At 34.8% G+C, this 12062-nt stretch carries 11 protein-coding genes and 1 tRNA gene; 4 read left to right on the top strand and 8 right to left on the bottom strand.

Annotated features, from left to right (window positions below; translation table 11 throughout):
• Positions 1-69: 69 nt before the first annotated feature.
• Positions 70-609 carry a helix-turn-helix domain-containing protein gene (locus ACFIKO_RS03585; RefSeq protein WP_375619656.1) on the top strand — a complete coding sequence of 180 codons (540 nt, stop codon included), beginning with the start codon at positions 70-72 and terminating at the stop codon, positions 607-609.
• A gap of 368 nt (positions 610-977) precedes the next feature.
• A complete protein-coding gene (locus ACFIKO_RS03580) occupies positions 978-1157 on the top strand; it encodes a DUF1508 domain-containing protein (RefSeq protein ID WP_142416545.1) in 180 nt (59 codons plus the stop codon).
• Between the two features lie 484 nt (positions 1158-1641).
• On the opposite strand, the gene ACFIKO_RS03575 is transcribed toward ACFIKO_RS03580, so the two are convergent.
• The 3 genes from ACFIKO_RS03575 to ACFIKO_RS03565 all read right to left on the bottom strand — a co-directional run bounded on the left by ACFIKO_RS03575 (position 1642) and on the right by ACFIKO_RS03565 (position 2747).
• Positions 1642-1824 carry a hypothetical protein gene (locus ACFIKO_RS03575; protein ID WP_375673301.1) on the bottom strand — a complete coding sequence of 61 codons (183 nt, stop codon included), beginning with the start codon at positions 1822-1824 and terminating at the stop codon, positions 1642-1644.
• A gap of 52 nt (positions 1825-1876) precedes the next feature.
• Positions 1877-2188, bottom strand: a complete 312-nt coding sequence (locus tag ACFIKO_RS03570) for a hypothetical protein (RefSeq protein ID WP_375673299.1) — start codon at positions 2186-2188, stop codon at positions 1877-1879.
• Between the two features lie 310 nt (positions 2189-2498).
• Positions 2499-2747 carry a hypothetical protein gene (locus ACFIKO_RS03565; protein WP_375673297.1) on the bottom strand — a complete coding sequence of 83 codons (249 nt, stop codon included), beginning with the start codon at positions 2745-2747 and terminating at the stop codon, positions 2499-2501.
• Positions 2748-3506: 759 nt separating this feature from the next.
• On the opposite strand from ACFIKO_RS03565, the gene ACFIKO_RS03560 reads away from it, so the two are divergent.
• A complete protein-coding gene (locus ACFIKO_RS03560; protein WP_007347852.1) occupies positions 3507-3821 on the top strand; it encodes a helix-turn-helix domain-containing protein in 315 nt (104 codons plus the stop codon).
• On the opposite strand, the gene ACFIKO_RS03555 is transcribed toward ACFIKO_RS03560, so the two are convergent.
• Positions 3745-3927 (bottom strand): hypothetical protein, encoded by a 183-nt coding sequence (locus tag ACFIKO_RS03555; RefSeq protein WP_375619660.1) that lies wholly within the window; start codon positions 3925-3927, stop codon positions 3745-3747. The two genes, ACFIKO_RS03560 and ACFIKO_RS03555, sit on opposite strands and share 77 nt — an antisense overlap.
• 1687 nt (positions 3928-5614) lie before the next feature.
• Positions 5615-5691, bottom strand: a tRNA-Ile gene (locus ACFIKO_RS03550).
• A 170-nt stretch (positions 5692-5861) separates the two neighbouring features.
• Between ACFIKO_RS03550 and ACFIKO_RS03545 the strand changes: the two genes are divergently transcribed.
• Positions 5862-6605, top strand: a complete 744-nt coding sequence (locus ACFIKO_RS03545; protein WP_375619661.1) for an SIMPL domain-containing protein — start codon at positions 5862-5864, stop codon at positions 6603-6605.
• A 28-nt stretch (positions 6606-6633) separates the two neighbouring features.
• Here the strand turns inward: ACFIKO_RS03545 and ACFIKO_RS03540 are convergent, their stop codons facing one another.
• The 3 genes from ACFIKO_RS03540 to dnaG all read right to left on the bottom strand — a co-directional run bounded on the left by ACFIKO_RS03540 (position 6634) and on the right by dnaG (position 12032).
• Positions 6634-7095, bottom strand: a complete 462-nt coding sequence (locus ACFIKO_RS03540) for a YcgN family cysteine cluster protein (protein ID WP_015856661.1) — start codon at positions 7093-7095, stop codon at positions 6634-6636.
• A 594-nt stretch (positions 7096-7689) separates the two neighbouring features.
• On the bottom strand, positions 7690-9705 hold the full coding sequence (rpoD, locus tag ACFIKO_RS03535) for an RNA polymerase sigma factor RpoD (protein ID WP_375619675.1): 2016 nt from the start codon (positions 9703-9705) through the stop codon (positions 7690-7692).
• 389 nt (positions 9706-10094) lie between these two features.
• Positions 10095-12032 (bottom strand): DNA primase, encoded by a 1938-nt coding sequence (gene dnaG, locus ACFIKO_RS03530; RefSeq protein WP_375619662.1) that lies wholly within the window; start codon positions 12030-12032, stop codon positions 10095-10097.
• Positions 12033-12062 lie beyond the last annotated feature (30 nt).

Genomic DNA, 12062 nt, shown 5'->3' with positions numbered 1-12062 from the left:
TATTAATACATAGTGTGCTTTTATTATTTAATGATTTATACCATGATGATTTACTGAGGGAGATAATTCGTGGCACGTCCTGAAACTGAATCAAAAACCATATTTGGAAAACGTTTACGTTATGTACGTCTTGCTTTAGGTGATCCATCGCGTGAAACCTTAGCTAAAAATTTTAGCATGACAAAAAACTCCATTGCTTTTTATGAGCGTGGAGAGAGAGAACCCAATCTTAGTGTCTTACAAACATACCGCACGTTATATGGTGTCAATATTAATTGGCTTTTAACTGGTCAAGGAAAAATGTTTGACACCGAATATACAAAAGGTGATTTTGACTGGAATTATTTTATTAAAAAAATCGAAGGACTGGAAGAAACACTTGCCAATAGTGATCGTAATGAAAAACTAAATCAAGAAAAAATCAACAGTTCTTATGAAAAATTGCAGCAATATTTGTCAAGACAAGGTTTATCAAATGGCCTTAACCCTAAAACTACAACCTCTCTGATCGATATGAAAGCTAAAATGGTCAATTCTTATACCCTTAGCTTATTCATTGATTTACTCATTCGAAGCGTATCCCAAAAAGAGGTTATAGCTAATCAATAAACGTCTGTTTCAAAAGAAAAAGCAAGAAATGATAAAACTCTACCAGTATGGAGAAGAATGTTTTTTACTTTATCCATGCTGGTGAAATTTTGTAATGACAATAAAAATATTCGCATTGTAAATGAAAGTATAGTGTCTTTAAATTAAAAAAAATAATTTTATAGTATAAAATTCTCATTCATATCTTATTGACAAGAATTTTTTTCTTGTTAAAAGAATAATAGCTCTCATAGAAATTATTTTTTAAGGTCAGAAAATTTAAGGGGAATATATTGACGACTTCCTATAGAGGCATACATTAGTATTCACAAACGGATTAGTTAAATATTTATCCTGAAAATTATCAGCTATTTTATGAGGTGGGAAGCATGTATTTTGAGGTGTTTCAAGGAGTTCATAATCAATGGTACTGGCGTTTAATCTCAGGAGATGCACAAAAAATTGCTTTTTCTAGTAAAGGTTATCCAACAAAACAAGATATCCTAATCAATATTGAACAAATCAAAGAAATTACACATAAGGCTCTTATTAGAGAACTACAGTCCTGACGTTCTTTACCATTAAAACAAACGTTTATTTTGTGTAATGGTGGATTTTGAGTTGCTTTTGTGACAAATAAAAAGTTATCGTTTTTCCCTCAATGGGAGGAGGTTTTGTATTATTTCTAATACTCACAAATAACAATCACATTCTTGCAGATTATTATGCTGGTTTTCAATCATACTTAAGTCTCTATAGCATTTATCAAAAAGAAAGTCTCTTAAGTCTTGTATTTTTCATAAAAATAAACACACATAAAGATAATTTATCAATGAGAATATTAATATCTTTTATGTTCATATTCCTCTTCTGCATTTGATAATCATAACTAACTTACCCATTTCATCTTCATAAAAAGAAAATATCTCTTTCTTTCTATTATTATGCAATTTTTTAGACATATTAGCTGAAACTATCGTAGCATTTATACCTTATATCTAAAAGGAACGTGCAAAATTGTTTCCAGAATACTGGATTGTATAGACGCGCCTTTTAATAACCAGCATACCTATAAACTGGTTTATCATCATAAACTCTTATTTTATAATCCAAGACGCTCTGTCTTATAAACTTAAATGTTTTCATAAAATCAGAGTAAACTTGAATATTCTCTTTCAATACAATCTCTCCATCAGCACCATAATTGGCTTCATTAAAGTTTATCTCTCTCGTCATTCCAATCTTCCTAACACATTTCCAAGCCCTTTAATGCAAAATATAAATACAATCATTCTTTATCATCTTCAGATTTAAGCATTTTTTGATATTTCTTTTCATTTTTTTCATATTGTTTAATTTGTTTTTTCAGTTTTTCAATTGCTTGGTCACGTCTTTTAATCACCATACTTTGCTCTCTAATAGCTCTATCTCGTTCTTCAGTCATCTTCATAGAATCTCTTAAAAACTCATGCTTTATTCTTCTAGATTCCTCTTTTAAAACTTTCACTTGACGGCGATAATATAAAAAAAACCGAAATATAACCCCACTGCACAACAAAACAACAACCATTGCTCCCAATAAAATTTCGTTTATACTCATTTGGATCTCCCTTAATTGTCGCTCAAGTGATCATCTTGACTAATTTGTTTCATCCTCAATCAAAAAAAGAATGCAATAAACTGCATGTTCCAAGTGTGAACAATCACTCTTGGCATTCTTATTTTCTCTATTAAAGCCATTGATAAATGACGCAAAAAAAATCTCTGAAAACGGCTAAATCTACACGCTTACACCAAATTATTTGCGACACATTTATTGACACAAAAAACAAAAAATAAGGAACGTCAAATAAAACTAACGACGCAACGCAATCGTACAAGCCTTGCCCAAATCGTTCCTATCTTCCTTTTTACACCATGGGGAATGCGGCTATATATGAAAGTTCTTCATTATTACAAAAATCATCAGTGTCACAAAGCACAGCATTTCTGTAAAATTTTGCCTTCCCAAAAATCTTTACATCACAATAAATTAAAGCATCACTATAAACTCGAGCCTTTCTATAATCACGAGTATCACCATAAAATTCAATACATTGAGCATTCAAAACTTGATCAAAAAAGACCGCATTAGCGTAAACATATGCATCTCCACTCATATTCAAATAACTATAAAGTTCTTATCTTTCATAAACATGTAAACTCTTAGGAACGACTACACAACCATATGTTAATACATTGTTATAAATAACAATATCATTGTAAACACAGACTTCATTATAAACTGCAGCTGCCTTAAAATACACTCATCCCCGTAAGGGCATTGATCGAATGTATACACCCTACCAAACAACCACCTATGTGACTCAGATTACCTTCCTATTTAATAAAATATCCAAGATCACTTTTTTGATATTTCCCAAATTTTTTAACGCATATATACGATATACCATCTGATAGTGATCTAATTTATTACAATAAAGGAGAAATCAGTATTCTTTGCCTATGAATTTACATTTTTTCTACAGCCATTATCCTATCTCTTAAGGCTCTAAAGCTTCGTTATACTCACACACCGCCTCAAAGCAGAATTCTTTTTACAAATTCTGATGTTGGGGTATATCTTGATTTATAATGCTGCTACGTATACTATCACAGTGAAGTCTCATAAACATACGAGTGTGTATTGCCGTTTCTGGTATACACATTTATTTTTTCACAACCGTGGAACTAAGCAACCATTTTTTATTGATTCGAATCTGAAAGTGTATGGGGACATTTTGTTATTAGTTAAAAACAACTCTATATGCTTCATTAGCGAAGAGCTACACATGGATATTTTCACGCTCCTTGTATCATATATTCTGGATTCGCAACGCAATATTAACGCTATAGCGTAAATATGTAAAGGTCTAAAAATGACAAAGACTGAAAAAGATTGGTTCCAACGCTTAGTTGAATTGATTAAAAGTGACGGACGAACAATGATTGAAATAAGCAGAGCTGCAGGCTGTGGACAAAATTACGTCCAACAAATGATAAATGGAGGAAAGAGGCCTTCAGTAGATAAACTCATGGCTATTTTGAACACACTGGGAAATGCTAGTGCCATATATGTAATAACTGGTTTCAACATCTCCGATGAAGACTTAAAACTCATAACTTTGATTTCGTCTGGAGATAAAAAGAAGATTGAAGCTTTAAATGTTCTGTTGAACGAGCAGAATCTGTAGAATTTTCTACTCTATCCAATATCGCTTGCTTTTGAGACGTCGATAAAGACTCCCATTTCACAATAATATCAGATAAAGTTGTTTCAAATTTTTTATCATTCTTCATAGTTATACTCCATGTAGTCAAACTATATAACGCTAAAGCGTTTAAATATATCTCATACCCTAGAAAAAAATATTTGCAATAGGCAGTATGGAAGCAATTGTGTACAAACTTATTTTACAAAATCAGATGAAGTTTTATTAGTCATGTACCATAGTGAAACAGAAAGCATCACACGATCCAGATCTTCTTATGAAAATTGGTATGATCTATCAAAAATGCGAATAATGTTACGCATATCTTGTGATTCGGACCAATAACAAACTAATGTGAAAATATCCCTGAAGACACTCCTGAACTCTATATAAGAGAACACGAAAAAGCTTTTTTGAAAAAAATATATCACAATTTTATTCTACATAGCACCATCTATGTTTTTTAAACAATATTGCAAAGCAAGAATATAACAATGTTATAGGAATAAATTCTTATAAACAGAGCTATACTACCTAGAACTCTGTAACACGTTTATAGGTAACCTCCCCTCTAAACGCACCTTGTGAATACTAATATAAGTTTCTATCATAAACAAAAATGATACTATTAAAAAATAAAACGAATCACCACGCATAATCTTTGTACGTAAATTGTATTGCAAATTTACAACAAGAGGGAAATTCCCTTATGTAAATGAAGAATTATATTTTCAAAGTATGATTTTGAAGAAACGTATACTTTTCCAAAAAAATTTACCCTCTCTGCTAATAATTTTTCATAAGAGAGAAAACTCATAACAAAGATAAAACTCTACACAATCAATAGGAGAAAAATGTTAGCAATACCAAAAAGTGCTAGGTTTACGGAAATATTGCCAGTCCCTTATGAGAGTAAAATCAAAAAAGACTTCTGCTCTTCAATAATAATTTGGATCACATGAAAACTCTATAATTTGAGCATTAAGCGAAAAATACACAAAAACAGAAAATGGCATTGTAACGAATTTTCCAATATCATAGAAAACATTTTACAGAATAATAAAACGCTTATTACAATAAAATCTGGATGATGCAAAGCAATAGAAACAATCACTCAATTGACTTTTCAAAGAACAATTGATGAAATTCTTTTCAGAGAACACGCCACCGTCACTGTAAACAATATTTCTCAAAAATCAAATAGAACTCCTCTCTTGGGAAAAAGAAAATATCAACAAATGTTATCATCGTTGACCCCACAAAACATACGATCGCCTATGGACCACATTCTTTTATATACAACCCTTCATCATGATAATGCTATTCGAACATCTGAAAGACATTAACATCACTCAGAAAAAAGTAAATTTACACTAAATGTTTTTTGAGCCATTTGTTCTAAACAGGTATAATCTTTAAAATTTGTTTTATTGGGATCTGTTTATTTGCAGAATAAGCATAAATAAACTTATCCAATGAAGCTTTTAGCCTTCTATTTTATGAAGAACATCATACAGAAAAAGTACAAAACAGTATATGAATTAAGAGAGTAAATAGTGCCACATATCAGTTAATCCAAATGCTACAATGTTTCTAAATGAGAGCACTTCAAAAAACATACCATCACTTTATATTAAAGCGACTGATAGAAAAAAACAGCAACAAACAATGACAAAGAATTTTAGAACAAACAGGAAAATAAATAAAAAACGAAAAAGGTAGAATCTTAAAATTTTTATATAAGCTATCCATTTTTCTATTGGCCATTTCCCTATTGGTGGGCCCGGAGGGACTCGAACCCCCAACCAAGCGGTTATGAGCCGCTGGCTCTAACCAATTGAGCTACAGGCCCCATATAGGTTGTTTCTCTCTAAACTAAAATGCCCTATGATACAAGAGCTGACAAGAATTATAATCCATCTTTTTCTCTTTTCTATTGGTTTTTTTTTCTGCGCCCTAATTTCTTTACAAGAACTCTTAAAAATGAGAGAATAGTTAACTGACAAATATAAAGGTATAGATATGATAGAAAAGAAAATTCAACCACTGAAGGGTTCTCTGGTTAAAGCAGTTATATTAGCATTTACACTCTTAGCCACATCATTGACTGTACGTGCTTACGCTGAAGAAAATAAAATGAAAAATGCAACGATTACAGTGACTGCAATCGGAGAAAGTCAAGCAGCACCGGATATGGCAATTATTAATCTAGCCGTTGTTACCTATGACAAAACTGCCCAAAAGGCATTAGCTGCCAATAATCAATCCATCAATGATATTATAAAAGCTTTTCAAAACAATGGCATCCAAGCAAATGATTTGCAAACATCAGGTTTATCCATTTATCAGTCGACTTCTGATAAACACCACGAAAAAAAGAATAATGAAAAACTCTATCATGTTTCAAATTCTTTAACCGTGCGCATTCGTGATCTTACCAATGCTGGTAAAATCTTTGATCAAGCGATGACACTAGGTGTTAATTCAGTTAACGGCATTACTTTTACCAACGCAGATACAAAACCATTTTATCAAGAAGCACGTAAAAAAGCCATTACTGAAGCCATTGAAAAAGCGCAAACGATAGCGCAAGCAGCCGATTTAAAATTAGGAAAAATTATTGAAATCAATGAAAAGGATGATTATTACCACCCAACACCACGTCTCATGAGTAGAGCAGCAGATGCAAGCTACGCAAATACAAATTTTGCAGGTGGTGAATTAAATTATAATGTGAGCGTCACTGTCGTCTTTGCGATCGATTAAGTCACCAACTGTTGTATAAAAAATCATATTACTGGCCTTTACATAGAAGACCAGTAATATGATGAAGATAATCTTCCTCAGATAATAATTCGTCTTCGTAAACCTCTATCTGTCCGCGTGCAGAAATATGCGCTGTATGTACCGTCTGACAATCTCCTGATACCAATGGATGCCACCAATGGAGATCTTTTCCCTCATAAATTAATCTATAAGCACAACTTTCTGGAAGCCAACGCGCTGTTTTAACTGTCGTAATGTCTAACGATATACAGTCTGGTACAATTGATTTACGATGAGCATAATCTCGACACCTACAAGTTTCCCCATCTAAAAGACGACAAGCAATACTGGTTGCATAAAGGTCACCCGTATCATCGTCCTCAACTTTATGGAGACAGCAACGGCCACAGCCATCACAAAGGCTCTCCCACTCAGAAATGGAAATCTCTTCTAATTTCTTTACTTTCCAAAAGGGAAGTTCTCCACTCATAAACTCAGACACACCTTTTTTAATTAAGACGATCTATAAAAAATGAAACGTTTAATTTCTATGATTTCATCTATTTCTGTCTCTTAAAAAGATTCAACTCAATGTATGCTTTAAACCGTTGTCTTAAAATCTATCTGAATAAAAAGAGAATATTCAAAAAATAGCGCATATAAATGAACATAATCTATTGAAACATCCCTTTATAAACTGACAAAGAATAAAATGCGTCACCTAAAATGATAGAAAAATTCCGCAACGAATACACATTTCTCATCAAAAAGTCCGTATGTTGCAATATAAGTTTATTCTTAATAGATCCTATTTCTTAAGAAACGAGCCACTACACGCAAAATAATGTTTTTCGTTCATTTTTTCAAATGACTATCACACCAGTATTTGCCCTACATTTGCTATTTCAGAAAGAAAAATACAAAATTCAAAAGCTAAGAAAAACATTAAACATCGTAAAATTTCTGGATTATTCCAATTCTTCCCATATTTTTCTCAAAAAAGCATCCAAGTACAATGGCGACACGCCTTCCCCTTCATTAAGAAGAAAGAGGGATTTATTAAAATGCACAAGAATTCCTTTATTTAAGAATCGAGAAAACTGCGCAATTTTCGCGAACGACTAGGATGTTTTAATTTACGAAGTGCCTTTGCTTCAATCTGACGAATACGCTCTCTTGTAACTGAAAATTGTTGTCCTACTTCTTCCAACGTGTGATCTGTATTCATCCCTATTCCAAAACGCATCCGCAACACACGTTCTTCCCGCGGTGTTAATGAAGCAAGAACGCGTGTTGTCGTATCTCGCAGATTAGCTTGGATAGCTGCATCAATTGGTAATAACGCATTCCTATCCTCAATAAAATCACCCAAATGGGAATCATCTTCATCACCAACAGGCGTTTCGAGTGAAATGGGTTCTTTTGCAATTTTAAGAACTTTTCGTACTTTTTCTAACGGCATAGAAAGCTTGCTAGATAATTCTTCTGGTGTTGGTTCTCGTCCAATTTCATGGAGAATCTGACGCGAAGTACGAACGATTTTATTAATTGTTTCAATCATATGAACAGGGATACGAATAGTACGCGCCTGATCAGCAATTGAACGTGTAATAGCCTGACGAATCCACCATGTTGCATAAGTTGAAAACTTGTAGCCGCGCCGATATTCAAACTTATCCACAGCCTTCATCAAACCGATATTGCCCTCTTGAATAAGATCAAGAAACTGCAAACCACGATTAGTGTATTTTTTTGCAATTGAAATGACAAGACGCAAATTAGATTCTACCATCTCTTTTTTCGCAATTGTTGATTCGCGTTCACCTTTTTGCACCTGCATAACAATCCGACGAAACTCACCAATCGAAATAGCCGTTTCTTGCGCAAGATTTTGTATCTCACTTCGCAGTTTTTGGATTTCTTTTGCTTCACGCGTCGAAAATTCTTTCCAACCAGGTGTAGGCAAAGCAGCAATATAATTCATCCAATCTGCATCCAATTCACGCCCTTGGTATTCTTTTAAAAAATCCTCATGGCCAATACCATAGCTGTTGGCAATCCGTTTCAGCTTACCTTCATTATGAATCAATCTCTTATTGATGTCATAAAGCTGTTCAACCAAAGCTTCGATACGATTTTGGTTTAAAGAAAGAGATTTTACTGCTTGAATCAACTCACCCTTTAATTGAATATACTTCTTCTTCTGAGAAGATGTAAGGGCCCCCTCTTTACGCTCTGCCAAACTGCTTTCAACATGCTGATCTTGTAATTTTCGTAATTTCACATAGGTTTGAGCAATAAAATCCAATGTTTCCATAACTTGAGGACAAAGTTCATTTTCCATTGCAGCAAGCGATAAGTTAACATCGTCATCATCTTCTTCATCATCTTCTTCAATGTTTCTCTCTCCTGCGCTCTCCCCCATATTACGTATACCAGAAGACATTTTTTCTTCTTCTGTCTTATTAACTTCACTTCGCTCAATAACAGGAGCCTGCTTTGCTTCTGGACCAGCATACGTCGTTTCAAGATCAATAATTTCACGAAGAAGAATACGCTGTTCTTTTAACTCGTCACGCCAGATAATAAGAGCCTGAAAAGTTAAAGGGCTCTCACAAAGTCCCGCAATCATTGTCTCACGCCCTGCTTCAATACGCTTAGCAATGGCAATTTCGCCTTCCCGCGAAAGAAGCTCAACAGCTCCCATTTCACGCAAATACATACGCACCGGATCATCCGTACGATCTGTTACTTCGCGTTTATTCGTTGTCGTTGCAATTGCGTGGCTAGAGGCTTCTACTAAATCACCACCCTCTACCGTAACTTCTTCTTCATAATTTTCAGACTCAACTTCATCCTCATCATCCACAACATTAACCCCCATCTCAGAGAACATCGCCAAGATATCTTCAATTTGTTCGGATGTAACCTCGTCAGAAGGAAGAACAGCATTGAGTTCATCCATTGTTACGTAACCATTTTTTTTGGCAAGTTTAATCATTTTCTTGATGGCATCATCAGAAAAATCAAGAAGAGGACCATCCAAACTCGCTTGGCTTGTTACTTCTGCATTATCTTTCTGTTTAACCTTTGTTGCCATACCATAACTCCACTCGATCACTTCACAGTTTCCATGTAACCACAGTTTCCATGTGACCAGTTTTTTTGTTCTCACTAAAATCTACCAATAGTTTCTCATATATACTTCCTTTTAAGAGATTACTATTGGAAAGAATACATTTTGTATATGCCCTGACATCCAGACAAACTTTATATCCAGACAAAAACACGGGAAAACCCCAGAAGTTTCCCCGACACCTCTCAGCCCTTCTGAGATAATCTCTGTACCCTATCGTAAGAACCAATTTCCCGCTTTTCCTAAAATTTACCCGCTTTTCCTAAAATTTAATTGCCATCTTTATGAAAATGTCACTCCCATAAACTTCCTCATCTAAAATTTAAGTGACTGATTCGCATTAAAAAAGCGAATCATTTTACCGTATCTTGTGTATTCCCGTCTATTTTTTCATCCAACCAACTTCCAAACCCTTCAATTAACGCTTCTGTTGCCTGCATCTGCTCCAGCTCATTTTTTACCTCACGAAGCAGATCAAAAACCTCACTCTTAGGATTTTCTACAAGTTGCTCTTTAATATCCTGTAATCTCTTATGTAGGTGGTGTTCTTGAAGATGCAAGTAGACAGCTTGTTTTAATATCGCACGTGCATCCTCTATAGGGGCTCTACCAAAGATAATACGCATACCAATATTTTGCACAAGATGTTTCATACGCTCTAACAAAGCCTTTTGCCCTCTTTTTTCTAAGAGCGCAACCATCGTCTCTTTATCATGAAGCTGTTGATTCCCAAGAATTTCCAACATAGCTTGATGAAAGCACATCAATTGAGTATTTTTTAATTCTAACTCAGAAAGAATTTCAAAATTTTCATACCACAACTCAGGATAGTAAGCTAAAGTGAGTAAAATCACTGCTTCTCGCAAAGGAATAGATTGCGAAGAATTTCGTACTATTTCAGAATTTGCTAACAGAGAAAAGGATTGATCTTTAAAGATCCTATTTGGTGAAGATTGATCATATCGCCCTTCTCCCTTTTTTTTCGAAAAAGAGGGACGAAAAAAATCAAAAAGGCGTTTTTTTACATCTTGCAAATAATAACGACGGACATCTTCATCCTTAATCGTAAAAATTTGTTGTTTTAGTTGTTTTTCTAGCGTTGCTCGTGTCTCTGGAGTTTCAAAATGCTTTCCATAGGTAGCTCGCCACCATAAAAGCTCACTCAAAGGAATTGCTTTTTGCAAAAAAGAAGAAAAAAGTTGTGCTCCACCTGCACAAACAATTTCATCAGGATCTTTTCCTTGTGGCAACAAAACAAAGCGTACACAAACCCCAGCCTTTAAAAGAGGCAACACACGATCAGCAACACGAAAAGCAGCGTTTAAACCAGCATCATCACCATCAAAACACAAAATGGGCTCCTTCCCCATCTGCCATAAAAGCTCAATTTGCGCTTCCGTTAATGCTGTCCCTAAAGGCGCTACGACTCCTTCAAAACCAGCTTTAGTCAATGCAATGACATCCATATACCCCTCAACAACAAGGAGTGAATGATTTTTTTCATCGCCAACAAAGCGACTATTTTTGCGAGCCGCTATCGCGTTATAAAGTATATTTCCTTTATGAAACAGCACTGTTTCAGGGCTATTAAGATATTTTGCTCGTGTCTCTTTCTCTAATGCACGCCCTCCGAAAGCCACCACACGTCCGCGCAAATCTTCGATAGGAAACATAATGCGATTTCTAAATCGGTCATAAGAATCCGCACTCCCCTCATGCACTGTGAGAAGTCCACATTCTTCCATTTGCTTTATTGAAATGCCCCGTGCACTCAAAGCTTCTTTCAAAGCTGTACGCCTTACCGGTGCAAAACCAATGCGGAAACGCTCTACGAGCTCTGGTGTCACACCACGTGCATCCAGGTAACGACGTGCTTGCGCACCTCCTTTATCGCGTAAATTATATTGAAAAAAATCTGTAGCAATTTTCATCACATCATAAAGCTCAGCTTTTTCCAGTTGACGTTTATGACTTTGTGAATCCAAAATAGGGAGTTTTATTCCCGCAAAATCAGCCAAACGCTCTACACTTTCTGAAAAGTGCAATCCATCAAGCTCACACAAAAAGGTAAAAATATCTCCACTTACACCACAACCAAAACAATAATAGCGCCCTTTATGATCATCACAATGAAAACTTGGCGTTTTTTCACCATGAAATGGACAACAACACCAAAAGTCTCCCCGTGAAGGCTTACTTTTTCGAGGATCAAAATCCACCCGTTGACCAATCACTGTTGAAATTGGGAGTCTAGTACGCAGTTCATTAAGGAAATCGGGCGGAAAACGCATTATCTCTCACAGAGTTTGAAAATTCTTTTT

The organism is Bartonella sp. TS82HLJMH (assembly GCF_042193495.1).
In the GTDB taxonomy this organism is placed as follows: Bacteria; Pseudomonadota; Alphaproteobacteria; order Rhizobiales; family Rhizobiaceae; genus Bartonella; species Bartonella grahamii.
Note: the sequence above shows the minus strand (reverse complement) of the source record. Positions and strands in the feature narration are given on the sequence as shown.